Below are 19,307 nucleotides of genomic sequence, written 5' to 3'. Positions count from 1 at the left end.
AGTGTATCCCGAATCAGAGAGAGTTATACTGGCCCCCCAACTTGAGTTTCGTGACCGAAAGGTGAAGGAATGTCGGCATCAGAGTCCAAAGCGTGGCTGCAGTACTACCCAGAGTGGACCCCGCACACCCTGGAATATGGGGACACCACGCTTCTCGACGTCTACGACAACAACCTCGCACTCAACCCCGACAAACCCGCCACCTACTTCTTCGGCCGCACACAGACCTATGCGGAGCTGGATAAGCAGGTGCGCCGTGCCGCCGCCGGTCTTCGCGCCTTCGGCGTACGCCCAGGTGACCGCGTGGCTATCGTCGCCCCGAACTGCCCGCAGTTCATCGCGTCCTTCTGGGCCGTGCTCAAGCTGGGTGCCATCGCCGTACTCCACAACCCGCTCTACACCGCGCACGAGCTCGAGGGCCTGTTCCAGAACCACGGCGCGCGCATCGCCATTTCCTGGGACAAGACAGCGTCGACCTTGGAAAAGCTGCGCGCGACGACGAGTCTGGAGACCGTCGTCTCCATCAACATGATTAACGCCATGCCCACCCCACAGCGCCTGGCCCTGCGTCTGCCTATTCCGCCGCTGAAGGCCAAGCGCGAGCAGCTCACCGCGCCGGCCCCAAACACCGTGCCGTGGGAGTCCCTTGTGGGCAACGCTATCGGCGGCGATGGCTCCGATGTCCTCTCCCCGGAAGAAGTCACCAAGGACACCACCGCGATTATCCTGTACACCTCGGGCACCACGGGTACGCCCAAAGGTGCGGAGCTGACTCACGGTAACTTGTTCTCCAACCTGCTCATGGGCAAGCATTGGGTTCCGGGCTTGGGTGATTCCCCCGAGCGCATGCTTGCGGCCCTGCCGTTCTTCCACGCCTACGGCCTCACCATGAATGCCACCTTGGCGCCGCTCATCGCCAGCGAGCTCGTTCTCCTGCCGAGCCCACAGATGCCGCTCATCATGCAGCTCATGAAGAAACACACCCCAACCTGGATTCCGGGTGTGCCGACCCTCTACGAGCGCATCGTGGCCAAGGCAGAAGAAGACGGCGTGTCCCTCGATGGCGTCCGCGCAGCCTTCTCCGGTGCATCCACCCTGCCGGTCAGCACAGTGGAGAAATGGGAAAAGTACACCGGCGGCATGCTGGTAGAGGGCTATGGTCTCACCGAGTGTTCTCCGATCATCGTGGGCAACCCCATGAGCTCCGACCGCCGTCCCGGCTATGTGGGCATCCCGTTCCCGGATACCGAAGTCCGCATCGCTAATCCGGATAACCTTGACGAAACCATGCCGGATGGCCAGGAGGGCGAAGTTTTGGCCCGCGGGCCGCAGGTGTTCAAGGGCTACTTCGGCGATGAGGAAGCCACCAAGAATGCCTTCCACGGTGACTGGTTCCGCACCGGAGACATGGGCGTCATGGAAGAAGACGGCTTCATCCGACTGGTAAGCCGCATCAAGGAAATCATCATTACCGGTGGCTTCAACGTCTACCCAGGCGAGGTAGAGGAAGTCCTGCTCTCTCACCCCGACGTCACAGAGGCAGCCGTCGTGGGCCGCCCGCGCTCGGATGGCTCCGAGGATGTTGTAGCCTGCATCATCTTGTCAGACGGTGCCGCTATGGATCCCGAAGGCCTCAAGGACTACTGCCGCGAGCGCCTTACCCGCTACAAGGTTCCGCGCACTTTCTACCACTTCGAGCACCTCGCCACCGACCAGCTGGGCAAGATCCGCCGCCGCGAGGTCCAAGCGGATCTGCTTGAGCGCCTCAAGGCAGAGAAGTAAAACCCACCTCCCCTCCCTCACGTCTGGCCAGGACCTGGCTCACGGGCGAAAGCCCTGTCGACAGCCACGGTTCTGGCCAGACGCGTACGTTTTCCAGGTTTCCCCTCCCCATCCCTGCCAACCAGGGTCCTGAGCACATACTTTTAGTTATTAGAAGCAACTTTGCAAATTTTTGCGAGACTCCTGTCACAAATTAGTTATACTGTTCCACACGTAACATATTTGACCACCTAAGGAGTTCGCGCGCATGACCGAATCCTCTGCCCACGCACCATCCGCCTACGAGACCAAGGCCTGGCTGCAGTATTACCCGGAATGGACCAAGCCCCACTTGGACTACGGCGACAAGACTCTCCTCGACTCCTATCAAGAGACCGTTGAGACTTATGGCGACCGACCAGCCACGTGGTTCTTCGGCCACCAGATGACTTACCGCGAGCTCGATACCCACGTGCGCGCCGCAGCGGCAGGACTCAAGGCTTTCGGCATTCGCCCGGGTGACCGCGTGGCGGTGGCACTGCCCAACTGTCCGCAGCACGTGGCCGTTTTTTACGCCATCTTGAAGCTGGGTGCCACCGTGGTGGAGCACAACCCGCTGTACACCGCGCCGGAGTTGGAGCCGCTCTTCAAGGACCACGCTGCCCGCGTGGCTGTGGTCTGGGACAAGTCGAGCCCGACCTTCGAGAAGCTGCGCGATTCCACCCCGTTGGAGACTATCGTGACGGTCAACATGATTGACGCCATGCCACGTCGAAAGCAGGCGCTCTTGCGCTTGCCTATTCCTTTTATCAAGGACAAGCGGGAGGAGCTCTCCGTCCCAGCACCCAATACCGTGCCATGGAGCGCCCTCACCGGCCGCGCCATCGGCGGACACGGCCACAAGCTGGTCAACGCGGACGTCGATCTCAACGACACCGCGCTCATCCTGTACACGTCAGGCACCACCGGCACACCGAAGGGCGCGGAGCTGACCCATTCCAACCTCTACTGCAACATGAAGATGGCAGAGTCGTGGGTTCCGTCCCTGGGTGACAAGCCTGAACGCATGCTGGCGGCTCTGCCCCTCTTCCACGTCTACGGCCTCACCCTGATCGCCGCGCTGGGCGTGCAGATTGGTGGCGAGCTCGTGCTCACGCCGGCACCGAAGATTCCTCTGCTGCTGGAGATCATGAAGAAGCGCCGCCCCACCTGGATGCCGGGCGTGCCCACCATCTATGCCAAGGTCATGGAAGCCGCCAAGAAGGAAGGAATCGACCTACATGGCATCGAGAACAGCCTCTCTGGTGCTGCTGCCCTGCCTCCTGAAATCGTCGAAGAATGGGAGGCACTCACCGGCGGCCTTCTCGTGGAGGGCTACGGCCTGACGGAGACCTCACCGATCGTGACAGTGAACCCCCTCAACACGAACCGCCGCCCGGGCTACATCGGCATCCCATTCCCGGATACCGAGGTGCGCATCGGAAACCCAGAGAACCTCGATGAAACCCAGCCGGACGGCACCGCCGGCGAGCTGCTCGTGCGCGGCCCGCAGGTGTTCAAGGGCTATTTCAATATGCCGGAAGCCACCGAGAATGCCTTCCACAATGGCTGGTACCGCACCGGCGATATGGCGATTATGGAGTCCGATGGCTTCATCAAGATTGTCTCCCGCATCAAGGAGATGATTATTACCGGCGGCTTCAATATCTACCCGGCTGAGGTCGAGGACGTCATCCGTCAGCACCCGGACGTGAACGCCGTGGCTGTCGTGGGTCTGCCCCGCGCAGACGGTTCTGAGGACGTGGTGGGCTGCATTGTGCTTAACGACGGCGCCGTGCTCGACCCCGAAGGCCTCAAGGACTACTGCCGCGAGCGCCTTACCCGCTATAAGGTTCCGCGCAGGTTCTACCACTTCGAGCACTTGGCGTCGGACCAGCTGGGCAAAGTCCGCCGCCGCGAGGTGCAGAAGGATCTCATGGCGCTCATTGAAGAACACGCCAAGGCTTAAGCAGCGCGATCAACGTAACGCTTGAAGCGATCTGGGTTGAAGGTTGTGTAGAACTCCTCCCCAGCCCAGATCAACTGGCTCACCAAGGTGCTCAACTGGTGGTCCAGCTGCGCATCCGTATAGCCCCACGCGGTGGGAATGCGAGCAGCGGCAACGAAGACCAGATCCTCTTCTGCATCATGATGCACAGCCTCAATACGCGCGGAGTACGCATACTGGACGTCATTTTTGAACTCGGCCCAGCGCACGAGCGCATCGAAATCACACATACAACGCCCAGAGGGCGTCACTAGCCGCAGTTCAATATCGTCTGAGCCGTCCTGCGCTGCCTGCACGGTGATGGTGTGGTCATCAATAATGATGCTCACCGTGCCGTCGCCATGGTTCACAATGTGGACTGGGTGCCCGATCATGGCCAAGCGCGTAGCGCGTTGGTGCACGCGCCACAGCCCGACTGCTGAAACCTCGTAGACTTCACTGAAATAATGCGCGGGAACCGGCTTAAGCCCCGCACCACGCATGGGCCTGGAGGGTTCGTCCGGAAAGTGCTCATCGAATCGCGCAAAGACTGCCGAGAGTGACTTAGCGTATCCAGAAATAATGCTCTTAAGCTGAGAATTCGTGGCCGTCGACGGCAAATACGGCGCGGCATAAACGCGCAGATGCGAATGCTGTGCGGAGCTCCCACAGGCCTCAGCGACGACGTTGCCAGAGATCCCTCCACCATTGAAGTCGTTGACGTCCATACGCAAGGGCTGTCGGTCTGGGTCGAAGCGCACCGAGCCGCCCCAAAACCCAAGAATGGCAAGGCCGCCCATTTCTTCGTTGACGTCAATACTCATGTAGCCACCCGGAATCCGGACTGTGGGCAAGCCCATTTCGTTTTTCTCTAGCGTGCCAGCCAGCCTTTCCATGACCTTCCTCACGCGCCTAGCGCTGAGCACAGCTGGAGTTTTAGCCGGTTTTTGAGGTGCGGTTTGAGACATTGTCCCCCCCTAGAATCTTGTGTAGTACGTGCATACTGAGCGAGCTGGTGATGAGTACCCCGTGCGCATCCCCCCGAGCTGCTGCAGTGCCGCCAAGAATACAAAAGGTTAGGCACCTTCGCTCGGCGAGAATCACGAGAGTGCCCCCACCCCCGCATCAAACGTGAGAAAAACCTCACATTTTGCGCGCGGGAGACCCTGTTTTCAACACCCTTCGACTACGGTGGCGTCATCATGATTAGTTATGTTTGGGAAACTAATGCCCAAGATCTAGTCAGACACCTATCCCCGACCAGCACAAAGAGGAAAAATGCCTATAACTCCGCTGCATTCTATGTCCCACCCAGCTGTCCTTTTCGCGGGTCAGGGCTCTGAATGGCAAAGCATCATCGCCTCCGCCACGCAAACCCCAGCTACTGCGCAACGCCTGCAGGAGGTTCTCTCCCAGGCTCGCACGCTCATTGCCCCAGTGGCCCGCACGGTGTCCTCCTCCAGCCCTGGTGCGGCGGAACGCCTGAAGGAGCTGATCGGCGGGAAGGCTGACCGCGAGCTCGGCGATGTGCTGCCAGCCGTCTCCATCCCGGGCATCGTGCTCGGCCAGATTGCTGCCATCGAACAGCTGCGCGACCTCGGCATCGACATCGATGAGCGCGCTGGACATTCGCAGGGCAGCTTGGGCGCGTTGGCCGTCGACAAGCCTGTGGAGGCCCTTGCCCTGGCGATCCTGATGGGCACAGCCTCGACGGCGGTAAACGGTACCGATCCCCGCTCGCAGATGCTGTCCGTGCGGGGGCTGGAGCGCAGCTTTGTCACTGAACACCTGCACGGCACCGCTGCCATCGCCGTGGTCAACGGCCGGCGCCACTTTGCGCTTTCCGGCAGCCCCGAAGACCTGGCTGCCACCCGCACCGCCATCGAAGAAGCAGTAAAAAGCTTCAATGATGAGCTGGACAAGCGCACCATCGGCGGCGATGAGCTTAGCCCTCGCTTTGATGAGCTGCCCGTAGCTCTTCCCTTCCATAACCCGGTGCTCGCCCCAGCGGCTGAGCGCACCGTAGCCTTGGCTCAGAAGTGCGGCCTCGACGTGGATGAGGCCCGCGCGCAGGCAGAGGCCATCCTCGTCGCGGAACATGATTGGCCAGCCACGCTGGACGCACTCAGCTCCGAGCACCTCATCGTTCTTGACCGCGCGCTGACCAACCTCACCCGCCGTGTGGTGGAGGGCACGGGTGTCACGGTGATCTCGGCTGCTACCCCGCGGGAGCTCAATGCACTGGCAACGCCGGGCACTGAACTGCCCGAGGCCCTGAACTACGCCGACTTCGCTCCGCGCACCATCGAGCTTCCGAATGGCCGCACCTACACCCAGACCCGCTTCTCTGATCTCACGGGGCTTTCCCCCATCATGCTGGGCGGCATGACTCCAACCTCCGCTGACGGTGAGATCGTCGCCGCGGCAGCCAACGCCGGACACTGGACGGAGATGGCCGGCGGCGGCATGTACTCCGAGGAGGTCTTCCGCGCCCACCTGGCCACGATGGAACAGCACCTGCGCCCTGGCCGCACGGCGCAGTTCAACACCATGTTCTTCGATCGCTTCCTCTGGAACCTGCACTTTGGCCAGGCGCGCATCGTGCCCAGGTCCCGTGCGGCTGGTGCGCCATTCAACGGCGTGTGTATCTCCGCCGGCATTCCGGAAGTGGAGGAAGCTGGCGAATTGCTGGACCGCCTCCACGCCGATGGTTTCCCCTTCATCTCTTTCAAGCCCGGCACCGCGAAGCAGATTCGGGATGTTCTGGCGATCGCCACGGCCTACCCGGAGGACCGCATCATCATGCAGGTCGAAGACGGGCACGCCGGCGGCCACCACTCCTGGGTGAACCTCGATGACATGCTGCTAGAGACCTACGGTGAGATCCGCCAGCACCCCACTGTCTATCTGGCTGTGGGCGGCGGTATTGCCTCCCCGGACCGCGCCACCTCCTATCTCACCGGTGAGTGGGCTAAAAAGCACGCTATGCCGGCCATGCCTGTCGACGCCGTCTTCCTCGGCACCGTCGCCATGGCCACCAAGGAGGCCAAGGCCACGGATTCCGTCAAGGACCTGCTGGTCAACACGGAAGGCATTTCGCCTTCCAAGAACGGCGGATGGGTCGGCCGCGGCACCGGCGCGAACGGCGTGGCATCCTCGCAGTCCCACCTCTTGGCAGATATCCACGACCTGGATAATTCCTTCGCTGCCGCCTCGCGCCTCATCACGGCACTCAGCATTGACGAGTATGCGACGCACCGCGAGGAGATCATCGCCGCACTGGACAAGACCTGTAAGCCCTACTTTGGTGACGTAGAGTCCATGACGTATGCCGAATGGCTCGAGCGTTTCGTGGAGCTGGCACATCCGTTTGTGGACCCGAGCTGGGACGACCGTTTCCTCGATCTCTTGCACCGCGTCGAGGCCCGCCTGAACCCAGCGGATCACGGCCAGATTGAGACCCTCTTCACCAGCGGTGAAGACGTCCACGATGGCCCTGCGGCCGTGGCAAAGCTGCTGGAGGCTTACCCCGCCGCGCGCGCCACCAAGGTCTCTGCACGCGATGCTGCCTGGTGGATTTCGCTGCACTACAAGCACGTCAAACCCATGCCATGGGTACCCGCCATCGATGGCGACCTCAAGAGCTGGTTTGGCAAAGACACCTTGTGGCAAGCCCAGGATGAGCGCTATACCGCTGACCAGGTGCGCATCATCCCTGGCCCCGTCGCCGTGGCCGGAATAACCAAGAAGAACGAGCCGGTCGCTGACCTGCTTACCCGCTTCGAGCAAGCCACCACGGATGCGCTGCTGAAGCAGGGCTCAACACCGCAGAAGGCGTTTTCCCGCCTCAACTCCGCTGCCGATGCGGCGGCGTTCCTGCGCAGCGCCCCCTCACTGCTGTGGCACGGCCACCTCATGGCCAACCCGGCTTATGAGATGGATGAGAATGCCTTCGACCTGCGCCAGGATGCCGACGGCAACTGGGACATCGTCATCACGGCGGACTCGTATTGGGATGACCTCCCTGAGGAGCAGCGTCCCTTCTACGTCCGTGAAGTCACCGTTCCGGTGGACCTTCCCGAGGACGTGGCCACGGGTGGCTCCCCGGTGGTTTCAGAAGAACGTCTGCCAGACTCCGTCTTTGCCCTCCTCGAAGGCCTGGCCGGTGTGGGTTCCACAGCCGAGCAGGGCGACGAGATCACGGACATGCCGTCTGTGGAATCGGGCTACTCCTTCCACTTCCCTGCGTCACTGCTGTCAGCACACAGCGCGGTAACCTGTGGAAATTCTGCGGCGGACAAGGCTGGTACCCCAGATGTACTTGTCGGCCCCTGCTGGCCGGCCATCTATGCGGCACTCGGCTCCGGGCGTTTGATGGACGGCTACCCGGTCATCGAAGGCCTGCTCAACGCGGTGCATTTGGACCACGTCATCGACGTGCGCGTGCCACTAGAGCAGCTTGCCGACGGCCGCCAGATAGACGTCACCTCCTCCTGCACCGCCGTGGAGGAATCCGCCTCCGGGCGCATCGTCACCGTGGAGCTGGAACTCACGGATCACGCCTCTGGTGACATCGTGGCCACGCAGATGCACCGCTTTGCCATCCGTGGGCGCGCCACCGGCACCGCAGCACCAAAGCCCGCGCCGGAATGGGGCGGGGGTAAGTCCGCCACCAAGGTGGTGGCTACCCCACGCTCCTTTGTCGACCGCGCTACCGTGACTGCCCCGCAGGATATGACGCCATTTGCGCTGGTCTCGGGCGACTACAACCCCATCCACACCTCCTATAACGCGGCCCAGTTGGTCAACTTGGACGCACCTCTGGTGCACGGCATGTGGCTCTCGGCCGCCGCCCAGCAGGTGGCCGGGCGTCACGGCCGCGTAGTGGGGTGGACCTACTCCATGTATGGAATGGTGCAGCTGGGTGATGACATTGAGATCACCGTCGAGCGCGTCGGCCGCAAGGGCATCCACCAAGCACTCGAGGTCACCTGCCGCATCGACGGCGAGGTAGTCTCCCGCGGCCAAGCCCTGCTCGCCGCGCCAACCACGGCCTACGTCTACCCCGGCCAGGGCATCCAGACCGAAGGTATGGGCACGGGCGACCGCCAAGCTTCCCCGGCAGCCCGCGAGGCCTGGCGCCGTGCCGATGCGCATACCCGCGAGAACCTGGGCTTTAGCATCCAGAAGATCATCGATGAGAACCCCACGGAACTCACCGTTCGGGGTACTACCTTCCGTCACCCGAAGGGCGTGCTGCACCTGACCCAGTTCACGCAGGTGGCCCTGGCCGTGGTGGCCTATGCCCAGACCGAGCGCCTGCGCGCCGAGAACACCCTGGCGCCGACCTCCTACTTCGCCGGCCACTCCCTGGGCGAATACACCGCGCTGGCCTCGCTGGCGAATATCTTTGACCTCGAGGGCGTTATTGACATCGTTTACTCCCGCGGCTCCGCCATGGGCAGCCTGGTGCCGCGCGACGAAAAAGGTAACTCCGAATACGCCATGGCGGCACTGCGCCCGAACATGGCGGGCATTGATGCGGACAACGTCGATGCCTGGGTCGCTGAGGTCACTGAGACTACCGGCGAGTTCCTAGAGATCGTGAACTACAACATCCGCGGCCAGCAGTACTCCGTTGCCGGCACCAAGAAAGGACTAAAAGCCCTGGTGGACAAGGCTAATGCTATCGCCCCGCGTGCGGCGGTCATGGTCCCAGGCATCGATGTTCCTTTCCACTCCCGCGTGCTGCGCGAGGGCGTTCCGGCCTTCGCTGAGAAGCTTGATGAGCTCCTCCCCCAGGAACTGGATCTTGATGCCCTGGTGGGCCGCTACATCCCGAACCTGGTAGCCCGCCCCTTCGAGCTCACCCAGGACTTCGTCGATGCCGTGGCACCACTTGCCCCCTCCGGAAAACTGGATGGGCTGCGCGTGGAGGATCTCTCCGAGCACGCGCTCGCCCGCCTGCTGCTCATCGAGCTTTTGTCCTGGCAGTTCGCTTCCCCGGTGCGCTGGATTGAAACCCAGGAGCTGCTCTTTGGCAAGGTGGAACAGATCATCGAGGTCGGCCTGGCTTCTTCCCCAACGCTGACCAACTTGGCTGAGCGCTCGCTGGCAGTCGCCGGCATCCCGGAGGGCACAATCCGCGTGCTCAACGTGGAGCGCGACCAAGAGCAGGTCATGCTTGCCGATGTCTCCGAAGCCCCCACTGCCGAAACCCCCGCCGCAGAAACTGTTGACGCGGAGCCAGCCGAACCTGCCGTGGAGACCACCACCGAACCTGCCGCAGCTCCCACGCCAGCTCCCGCAGCCGCAGTGCCGAACGATGCTCCTGAGCTTTCCTTCGGTGCAGCGGAGGCCATCATGGTGCTCTTTGCCTTCCAGAACAAGATCCGCGTGGACCAGATCACGGACTCTGACACCGTGGAAGAGCTCACCAACGGTGTGTCCTCGCGCCGCAACCAGCTACTCATGGACATGTCGGCGGAACTCGGCGTGCCCGCCATTGATGGTGCTGCTGACGCCGACGTAGCCGCGTTGCGTGAGAAGGTCGCTACCGCGGCGCCCGGTTACTCCGCTTTCGGCTCAGTGCTGAGTGAGGCTGTTGGCGCGCGCCTGCGCCAGCTCTTCGGTGCGGCGGGCCTCAAGCCCACCGCCGTGGCCGAGTACGTCACCGGAACGTGGGGCCTGCCCGAATCCTGGGTCGCCCACGTCGAAGCGGAAATCTTGCTCGGCTCCCGCGACGAGGATTCCGTCCGCGGCGGCAGCCTGAACACGGTTCCGTCCAGCGCCACCAGCAAGTCCGCGGCGCACGAGCTTATCGACGCCGCCGTCCAGGGCGTCGCCAATGCGCACGGCGCCAGTGTCTCCAAGGACACTGCCGCAGGTGGAGCCTCCGGCGGGGTCGTGGATTCCGCCGCCCTCGAGGCCTACGCCGAGACCGTGACCGGTGAGAACGGCGTACTCGCCACCGTGGCCCGCCAGGTCCTCACCCAGCTCGGCCACGTCGCCGAGCCTGCCGAGGCCACCGCCCCAGACACCGAGGTCATCGAGGCCGTCGAGGCCGAGCTCGGTTCCGGCTGGCTCAAGTCCGTCACCCCTTCTTTCGACGCGGCACACGCCGTGCTTTTCGACGACGCCTGGGCCATCGCCCGCGAGCGCCTCGCCCGCGTAGCACTCGGTGAGATCGATGCCGACGACGAGCGCGCGCAGCCAGCCGCCTTCCAGGGCGCCGGCGCCACCGTGGCTGAACAGGCCCGTTGGTGGGCACGCTCGGGCAACACCGCCGTCGACTCTGCCTACTTCGAGCAGATAGCAGCAGCCGCCGAGTCCACCGAACACGGCGCTTACGCCGGCGACGTCGCCCTCGTCACCGGTGCCGCTCCTGGCTCCATCGCCGCCGCGCTTGTCGAGCGCCTCCTCGCAGGCGGCGCAACCGTCATCATGACGGCATCGCGAGTGACCCAATCCCGTAAGGAATTCGCCCGCCGCCTCTACGCCGAGCACGGCCGCCAGGGATCTGCCCTGTGGTTGGTTCCAGCCAACCTCACCAGCTTCCGCGACGTGGACTCCCTGGTTGAGTGGATCGGCTCCGAGCAGCGCGAATCCGTGGGCAACGAGGTGAAGATTCTCAAGCCAGCGCTCACCCCAACCTTGGCATTCCCATTCGCGGCACCATCTGTTTCCGGCTCGCTCGCAGACGCCGGTTCCTCCACGGAATCCCAGGCTCGCCTGCTGCTGTGGTCGGTCGAGCGCCTCATCGGCGGCCTCTCTGACCTCGCGGTCAAGGCCCCGAGCCCCACCCGGTGCCACGTGGTCCTGCCGGGCTCGCCCAACCGCGGCACCTTCGGCGGCGACGGCGCTTATGGCGAAGTCAAGGCCGCGCTCGACGCCATCCTGGCCAAGTGGAACGTCGAGGCTGGTTGGCCTGCCGGCGTCACCCTTGCGCAAGCCAAGATCGGCTGGGTCGCAGGCACTCACCTCATGGGCGGCAACGACGTCCTCGTTCCAGCCGCGCAGAAGGCCGGCATCCACGTCTGGTCGCCGGAGGAAATTTCCTCTGAGCTGCTAGACCTAGCTTCCGCCGAGTCCCGCGCCCGCGCCACCGAACGCCCGATCGAGGCAGACCTCACCGGCGGTCTCGAAGGCTTCTCGCTGACTTCTCTAGAGGTCGAGAAGCCTGCTGCGCAGTCCGCTGCAGAGGGTGCCGCCAAGGACACCACCGCCCGCATCAAGGCACTGCCTTCCCCGGCGCGCCCGGTGCAGCCGCAGCTGGCTGAGGAACTTGGCGACATCACCACCGACCTCGACGACATGGTCGTCATCGCCGGTATCGGCGAGGTGAGCTCCTGGGGTTCCGGCCGCACCCGCTTCGAGGCCGAGTATGGCCTGCAGCGCGACGGCTCCGCCGAGCTGACCGCCGCCGGTGTCATCGAGCTCGCGTGGATGACCGGCCTCATTGCATGGCGCGAGGAGCCCGCGCCGGGCTGGTTCGTCGGCGAGACTGACGAACAGATTGCGGAAGAGGACATCTACGAGCGCTTCCGCGACGAGGTCGTGGCCCGCGCCGGCGTCCGCGAGCTCACCGATAAGTACCACCTGGTTGACCGTGGCTCCATCGACCTGACCACGGTGTTCTTGGACCGCGACATCACCTTCACCGTCGATTCCGAGGCCACCGCCCGCGATATCGCCGAGGCCGACCCAGAGTTCACCAGCATCCGCGAGGCTGACGGCGAGTGGGAGGTCACCCGCCGCAAGGGCGCCACCGCAAAGGTGCCGCGCAAGGCCACGCTCACCCGCACCGTGGCCGCGCAGATGCCGGACAACTTCGACGCGGCCCGCTGGGGCATCCCGGACCACATGCTTGACTCGCTCGACCGCATGGCGGTCTGGAACCTGGTCACGGCCGTCGACGCCTTCATCCAGGCTGGCTTCTCCCCTGCTGAACTGCTGCAGTCCATCCACCCAGGCCAGGTTTCCACCACGCAGGGCACCGGCATCGGCGGCATGGAGTCCCTGCACAAGGTCTTCGTTTCCCGCTTCTTGGGCGAGGACCGCCCCTCCGACATCCTGCAGGAAGCCCTACCCAACGTCATCGCGGCGCACACCATGCAATCGCTGGTCGGCGGCTACGGCTCGATGATTCACCCCATCGGCGCGTGCGCGACGGCGGCGGTCTCGATTGAAGAGGGCGTCGACAAGATTGCGCTGGGTAAAGCCGACGTCGTGGTCGCTGGTGGTATCGACGACGTTCAGGTCGAGTCGCTGCAGGGCTTTGGCGATATGAACGCCACCGCAGAGACCGCAGCGATGACTGCGAAGGGCATCGACAAGCGCTTCATCTCCCGCGCCAACGACCGCCGCCGCGGCGGATTCCTCGAGGGCGAGGGCGGAGGCACCGTCCTGCTTGTGCGAGGTAGCCTCGCGCAAGAGCTGGGCCTTCCTGTGCTCGCCGTGGTCGCCCACGCCGCTTCCTACGGCGACGGCGCCCACACCTCCATCCCGGCTCCGGGCCTCGGCGCCCTGGGCGCCGGTCGTGGTCGCGAGAACTCTCGTCTCGCACGCTCGCTGCGCGGACTGAGCCTGACACCCAACGACGTCAGCGTCCTGTCCAAGCACGACACCTCCACCAACGCCAACGATCCCAACGAGTCGGAGCTGCACTCCATCCTGTGGCCGGCCATCGGGCGCGACGCGGATCAACCGATGTTTGTCATCTCCCAAAAGACGCTCACCGGCCACTCCAAAGCCGGCGCCGCGCTCTTCCAGACCGGCGGTATCATCGACGTCTTCCGCACCGGGCGCATCCCGGCCAACGTGTCGCTGGACTGCGTTGATCCGCTCATCGCACCGAAGGCGAAAAACCTGGTGTGGCTGCGTTCGCCGCTGGATCTGGCAGCCGCGGGCCGCAGTGTGAAGGCAGCGGCGCTGACCTCACTCGGCTTCGGACACGTCGGCGCGCTCATTGTGTACGCGCACCCGGGCGTGTTTGAGGAGGCCATCAAGCAGCAACGCGGCACTGACGCTGCAGCTGCTTGGCGCGAGCGTGCCGAGCAGCGCCTCGCCGCGGGTCACGCCCGCTTCGAGGCAGGCATGCTGGGCCGCGCGCCGCTCTTCGAGGTCATCGACGGCCGCCGCATGCCGCACGCCGACACCAAGGTGATGATTGACGGCTACGGCCTCGTCGACGCCGACAAGGCCGCGGAAATCTCCATGCTTCTCGACGCCGATGCGCGCCTGGGCGCAACCGGTGAATTCCCGAGTGCGTAGCCTCTAGCAATTAGGGCCAGTTCAAGTACGAACTGGCCCTTTCCTTTCGGACTAACCTCGTTTCGCTCTATGTCGCGACGATATTTGCTCACCAACGCTTTTCAATTAAATGTTCCATCACACGCTTTCAAACATCCGCCGAAAAATATTGACAAGCATGATTACGGAATCAGCGATTATGCCAGCTTCACGGCGCGATGAGTTCGGTGCGTGTTTTATCGAATGAGCTAACGAAACTGCCTTACGAACAAAACTACGCAGTTCACTATTCGCTGGTCCTGGAAGTTCTACTTCAACAACTCGTGCCAGCCGATTTTTTGAGTTTCCCTCATTAAATTTATCCGCATCATCACCATTCCGTAAGTGACGAGTTTCGTCAAAGGCTACGCGGTTCAATTCATGTTGGCGGACATGAAAAACTGACCAGTGGCGGACACGGGATTTAGGGGTTTGGGGAGTTTTTATTGGGGGTAGGAAAATAAGGGGTCTTCATCCGATGTTCGATAGAAGAGTCTAACCGGACTCATCTAGCGAAAAGCATGGACGGACCTGACTCCGTCTCTAATCAGCAGCAATTGTCTTCTAGAAGAAGTAGGGGTGAAGTTGAGGTGTCAGGTCTGTGGCCCCGCCGTCGCCGATGGTGACTCCAACACCGGGTTCCTCGTGCCTATCGAAGGCAACCACAGCACGCGGCCGCGCCGTCGGCACGTTCCGTGAAATCACATGTGCCAAGCTTCACGGACCTCATGCCACAGGTGCGCCCGACACCGAACAACACGGCTCCCATCGGTCGGCTGATGCACCACGTCATCGTCGTTCGAACTCGAGGAGCATCCCAGCGCTAGATCGACGTCACAACAGGGCTCTGAACCAGAGGGGATAAGTTCGCTTACCATACTCCAACAGGACGAGTCAATCATTCGAACACGCCCTGCCCCCGTGGTGTCCGCCACTGGTCAGTTTCTCATGGCCATAGGTGGACTTTTTTATGTCCGCCTCCGGTCAGCTTTTCATGTCCGCTAACAATTCATCGAGAATGCGAACCCCCCGATTACCGACATCACTGAAGTCACTTTGAAGCGTCCTGGGTTTAGTTCCGCTTCTTTTACGGCCCTGTGTTGATGGGCTGGGTGAGATAATACTCGGTTTCTACTTCCTGTGGGGTGGCGTAGTCCAATGCTTCGTGAAGTCGCTTGGTGTTCCACCAATGCACCCACCGCAAGGTGGCCAGTTCGACTTCTCCGACTGACGTCCACGGGCCTTGGGCGTGAATGAGTTCAGCTTTGTAGAGACCATTGACTGTTTCGGCTAGAGCATTGTCATAAGAATCTCCGACTGTTCCCACACTCGGACGGATTCCGGATTCCGCTAGCGCAGTGGAATACTTCAGTGACACGTACTGGCTGCCCCGATCGCTATGGTGAATTAACTGGTTTCCATGGATTCGCCCTGCAGTCGTTAACGCATGCTCCAAAGCCTTTATGGGCAGCGCATCGGTGCGCATTGTCGAGCGTGTAGCAACACCAACAATTTTTCGGCTGAAGACATCCACGACAAACGCGGTGTAGGCGAATCCTGACAGGGTGCGAACGTAGGTAATGTCGGCAACCCACAACCTGCCTGGTGCCTGCGCACGAAAGTTTCGGCGCACAAGGTCCGGGCGATGATCCGGTGTCTTCGGGCTAATCGTTGTCACTGGGGTTCGTCCGCGTCTGCGGCCGGAAACACCTGCTAGCTTCATCAGTCGTGCAGTCTTATCGCGGCCGATATGAAAGCCTTCACGGTTCATCGCGTGCCACATTTTGCGGATACCGTAAACCGAGAAATTCTCCGCATGCACACGCTGTATCTCTGGGATAAGCAGGCTATCGCTTAAGGCCCTTGCGCTGGGAACACGTGTAGTGGCTTTGCGGTAGCCGCGGGCAGTAATGAATCCACGATCTACTTGTTTAAGGACTCGGCAGATGGCCTCGACCCCAAACTGATCTTTATACGCGTCGATGTAAGAGATCATTTGGTCGTGGGTCGGCCTGGTTCCGCTGCGAAAAAAGCCGAAGCAGTCTTAAGAATCCCGTTTGCTCGCTTCAGCTCACGGTTTTCGCGGCGCAGACGCTTGAGCTCTTCTTCCATTGTTTCGCCGCCTGAAGCGTCAGAGTCAACACGTACTGAAGCGCTGTCACGGTACCAGGCCCGCAACGTGTGGTGAGATACTCCAAAAAGCTCACCGACCTCCGTGTAGGCGCGTTGCAGTGAGCAAGACTCCAGGCGGACCATTTCGATGATCTGATGGACCGCCTTCTCCTTGAACTCGACGGAATACTTTCTAGGCATAGTTCAATCCTTCCTTAGCTGAGGTAGGAACTAAACCCAGGACGCTTCAGACCGTATCAAACGTCTTTAACAAAGCGGTGACTCACGATAAGAGTTATCTGGCGCATTGCGCTCGCAGTCCACCGGGATAACGGCTATCCCGGTAAACTAGGATATCAATCTACCAAGATAAACCTTATCCCCAATGCCCCAAGCGCATGAGAGGAGTCAACTGTGGCAAAGACAGTCGAATTGGAATGGATCCCCGCTGATGGCAGCGGTCTTTCTCGACGCGCCAAACAAGGAGGTAAGTATCACGCTTTCGTTCCCGATCCACTTGCAGGCATGTCGTTAAAGCTTCCGTCCGAGCTCTCGCGACGTATCGTTCGCATCGAGCGGGAGATTCACAATCTTGGGATGAGAGACAATACCCACTCCCTTGAAGGAGTTGCGCGACTCCTGCTCCGTTCTGAGGCCGTCGCTTCCTCCCGGATCGAGGGAATTGCTCCGAACTCCGACAAAGTGGCCATGGCGATCCTCGCGCGTGAATCAGATTCCGACATTCGGGGTTTCAAAGAATCCGCAACAGCTGTCGCCCGCAATGTCGCCATCCTCGACACCATCAATGCAGACTTGGCTTACAAAGACGAGCTGGTCCTGGATGACCTTGTTGCAATACAGACAGCGCTCGTTGCAGAAAAGCCTTTACAAGGAGTACGTACTACTCAAAACTGGATTGGCGGATCTGACTATCACCCCATCGATGCAGCTTTTGTTCCCCCGCCTCCCGTGCAAGTCCCGGAACTCCTCGATGATCTCATTGAATACTTCAACGGGGCAGACCACGCCGCGCTCGTTCAAGCAGCGCTCGTTCATGCACAGTTCGAGACCATCCACCCATTCCCGGATGGGAATGGACGCGTGGGGCGAGCCATGATTCACGCGCTTTTACAGCGCAGAGGGCTCACCGATGCTGCGGTTCTCCCCGTCAGTATGGTTCTGGCAACGCTCGGTGACCGTTACGTCAACGGACTCACGAAATTCCGCGAGGGTGACGTGCTGGCATGGATCTCTTTCTTCGTCGAGGCTGCACAAGTCGCCACCACCAAAGCAGCTGAACTTGCGGATAGCGTCGCCGCCCTAGAAGCAGAATGGATGGACAAGGTAAATCACCACCGCACTGCGCAAGGAAGCAAGCGCGCATTGAAATCAAATTCGACGGAGTTCCAACTGCTCAAGAAGCTTCCTGCTATGCCTTTGGTCACGGTGTCCATCGTGAAGTCCGAGCTGGGGATTTCATCGACAAGCACGGCCCGAGATTCTCTCGATTCACTCACCGACGCTGGCATTCTACGTAAGAAAGTCATCGGTGCGGGCGGGCTTCTCGGTTACTTCGCTGACGATGTTTTCATGCTGGTCGACGATGCTGAACGCCAACTCGCCTCGACGCAGTTTAATACTCAGCTTTCACCTCCGACCGGCCGAGCAGTTCCAGCCCTTCGCGATAAATAAGCAGTAATCAATAGTGGTCACGCACTTCGTTTCCTTGCATAAGGCAAAGCGTCGTGCTGATGCGACGCTGCAGGAGGAGGGGGCGTCGGAAAGCTCAAAAGAGACCGTCACTAAAAGTGACGGTCCCATCATGGCGCAGGTTAGGTGCCCTTGACGTTGAGGATCTGGCGCAGGGTGTGCTTGACCTCGACGAGCTGGGCGGCATCGGCCATCACGCAGTCGATGTCCTTGTAGGCGTCCGGAATCTCATCGACGAACTCGGCGCCGGGACGGTAGACGATGCCTTCCATGCGTGCGGCAAGGTCCGCCTCGGTGAAGCGGGCCTTGGCCTGGGTGCGCGACATGACGCGACCCGCGCCGTGCGGCGCAGACTTGAGGCCCGGCGGGTAGCCCTTGCCTTCCACGACGTAGCTAGTGGTGCCCATCGAGCCGGGGATGAGGCCGAGGTCGCCTTCGTCCGCCTTGATGGCGCCCTTACGCGTGAGCCACACGTTCTTACCGTAGTGGTTCTCGCGCTGGGTGTAGTTGTGGTGGCAATTGATGCGCTCGAGCTCGAGGGTCTCGCGATCCGCGCCGGACCAGGTGGCGACGCAGTCGAGGAAGCGGTCCATCATCTCATCGCGGTTGAGCAGCGCAAAGTGCTGTGCCCAGTGGAGATCCGCAATGTAGGAGTCGAACTCTTCCGTGCCCTCGACGAGGTAGGCCAGGTCCTTGTCCGCGAGCTGGATCCAATGCTTCTCGCAGTGGCGCTGCGCGGCCTTGATGTGTTTCTGGGCAATCTTGTTGCCCACGCCGCGCGAGCCAGAATGCAGGAACAGCCAGACGCGGTCCTCTTCGTCGAGACACAGCTCGATGAAGTGGTTGCCACCGCCCAAGCTGCCCAGCTGCTGACGCCAGTTTTTGGAGTGGCCGAGATCCACGCCGGTGTCCTGGGCCAGCTGCGCGAGCTCACGCGTACGAGCCTCGGTGCGCGGGTCCATGATCCAACCGTTGTAATTGCCGGGCGAGAGCGGAATGGAGTCTTCGACTGCGGTGCGCAGGTCCTCGAGCGCGAAGTCCTGGATATCCGCGTGCGTGAGGTGGGTCCGCACGGCAATCATGCCGCAGCCGATGTCCACGCCGACGGCCGCCGGGATGACGGCACGTAGCGTGCCGAAGACGGTGCCGACCGAGGAGCCCTTGCCAAAGTGGGCATCAGGCATGAGCGCCACGTGTGGGTAGACGAAGGGCAGGTCAGCGACGAGTTGTGCCTGCGCCACCGTCTTGTCTTCAACAATGGAGGCGAAGTTGTGCAGGCGCATAAGAGAGCCTTTCTCTGCGTTTACGTAACGCAGTTCGTGAGAAAGGGCCTGCTTGGGCGGCTGACTTGTGAGTTGTGCGCGCGGGTCGCGCGGCTGGCACCAACGTCCGGGATAAGCAGGGCCGC

7 protein-coding genes are annotated in these 19,307 nt (G+C 61.7%); 4 read left to right on the top strand and 3 right to left on the bottom strand.

Annotated features, from left to right (window positions below; translation table 11 throughout):
• Nucleotides 1-69 precede the first annotated feature (69 nt).
• Both M5J09_RS11020 and M5J09_RS11015 read left to right on the top strand, forming a co-directional pair.
• On the top strand, nt 70-1,782 hold the full coding sequence (locus tag M5J09_RS11020; RefSeq protein WP_257157883.1) for a long-chain-fatty-acid--CoA ligase: 1,713 nt from the start codon (nt 70-72) through the stop codon (nt 1,780-1,782).
• A gap of 247 nt (nt 1,783-2,029) precedes the next feature.
• Nucleotides 2,030-3,769 carry a long-chain-fatty-acid--CoA ligase gene (locus M5J09_RS11015; protein ID WP_257157882.1) on the top strand — a complete coding sequence of 580 codons (1,740 nt, stop codon included), beginning with the start codon at nt 2,030-2,032 and terminating at the stop codon, nt 3,767-3,769.
• Here M5J09_RS11015 and M5J09_RS11010 read toward each other — a convergent pair.
• Entirely contained in the window at nt 3,766-4,683 is a 918-nt protein-coding gene (locus tag M5J09_RS11010; protein WP_257157881.1) for a hypothetical protein, read from the bottom strand. The genes M5J09_RS11015 and M5J09_RS11010 overlap by 4 nt on opposite strands.
• Nucleotides 4,684-5,065: 382 nt before the next feature.
• Between M5J09_RS11010 and M5J09_RS11005 the strand changes: the two genes are divergently transcribed.
• Entirely contained in the window at nt 5,066-14,059 is an 8,994-nt protein-coding gene (locus tag M5J09_RS11005; RefSeq protein ID WP_257157880.1) for a type I polyketide synthase, read from the top strand.
• A gap of 1,105 nt (nt 14,060-15,164) precedes the next feature.
• Here M5J09_RS11005 and M5J09_RS11000 read toward each other — a convergent pair.
• Nucleotides 15,165-16,390, bottom strand: a protein-coding gene (locus M5J09_RS11000; RefSeq protein WP_239180332.1) for an IS3 family transposase whose coding sequence is annotated in 2 segments (ribosomal slippage) — nt 15,165-16,111 and nt 16,111-16,390 — 1,227 coding nt in all. Because the reading frame shifts where the segments join, the coding sequence is not laid out codon by codon here.
• Between the two features lie 213 nt (nt 16,391-16,603).
• Between M5J09_RS11000 and M5J09_RS10995 the strand changes: the two genes are divergently transcribed.
• The gene (locus tag M5J09_RS10995; RefSeq protein WP_042529100.1) at nt 16,604-17,881 is read left to right on the top strand and encodes a Fic family protein; all 1,278 of its coding nucleotides are present in this window, start codon (nt 16,604-16,606) and stop codon (nt 17,879-17,881) included.
• A 140-nt stretch (nt 17,882-18,021) separates the two neighbouring features.
• On the opposite strand, the gene M5J09_RS10990 is transcribed toward M5J09_RS10995, so the two are convergent.
• A complete protein-coding gene (locus tag M5J09_RS10990; RefSeq protein WP_042529098.1) occupies nt 18,022-19,182 on the bottom strand; it encodes an RtcB family protein in 1,161 nt (386 codons plus the stop codon).
• Nucleotides 19,183-19,307 lie beyond the last annotated feature (125 nt).

Origin of the sequence: Corynebacterium sp. BF-R-2, from assembly GCF_024586525.1 — a bacterium.
GTDB classification, from domain to species: Bacteria; Actinomycetota; Actinomycetes; order Mycobacteriales; family Mycobacteriaceae; genus Corynebacterium; species Corynebacterium singulare.
Note: the sequence above shows the minus strand (reverse complement) of the source record. Positions and strands in the feature narration are given on the sequence as shown.

Bases quoted from the DNA above. Each gene is read 5' to 3' on its own strand.
- M5J09_RS11020 (WP_257157883.1), top strand. From the start codon at position 70: ATGTCGGCATCAGAGTCCAAAGCGTGGCTGCAGTACTACCCAGAGTGG.
- M5J09_RS11015 (WP_257157882.1), top strand. From the start codon at position 2,030: ATGACCGAATCCTCTGCCCACGCACCATCCGCCTACGAGACCAAGGCC.
- M5J09_RS11010 (WP_257157881.1), bottom strand. From the start codon at position 4,683: ATGGAAAGGCTGGCTGGCACGCTAGAGAAAAACGAAATGGGCTTGCCC.
- M5J09_RS11005 (WP_257157880.1), top strand. From the start codon at position 5,066: ATGCCTATAACTCCGCTGCATTCTATGTCCCACCCAGCTGTCCTTTTC.
- M5J09_RS10990 (WP_042529098.1), bottom strand. From the start codon at position 19,182: ATGCGCCTGCACAACTTCGCCTCCATTGTTGAAGACAAGACGGTGGCG.